At 72.1% G+C, this 219-nt stretch carries 1 protein-coding gene; it reads left to right on the top strand.

All coding sequences use genetic code 11. The features are described from left to right. A partial coding sequence (locus H6A23_RS11305) for a hypothetical protein (protein ID WP_204832268.1) occupies window positions 1-219 on the top strand: 219 nt, incomplete at both ends.

Raw genomic sequence — 219 nt, 5'->3', positions numbered from 1 at the left:
TGGCGCGCGCCGTTCGAGCGCTGGGCGGAGACGCCGGCCCTGACGCGGTGGTTCCTCGTCTCGGAGAGCATCGCGCACCTCGACCACCTCGTGGCCACCGGCGCCGCGCGCCGCCTCGGGGTCGAGGCTTGCTCCCAGGCTAAAATGAGTTGGTACGAACACGTGTTGCACAATCCGTGGAGGCGGGCGCCGCTCGCGGCCCCAAAGGCGCCGCTCGGC

Source organism: Olsenella uli, from assembly GCF_016900775.1.
Taxonomy (GTDB): domain Bacteria; phylum Actinomycetota; class Coriobacteriia; order Coriobacteriales; family Atopobiaceae; genus Thermophilibacter; species Thermophilibacter uli_A.
The sequence above is the reverse complement of the archived record's forward strand: the minus strand, read 5'-3'. Positions and strand labels throughout refer to the sequence as shown.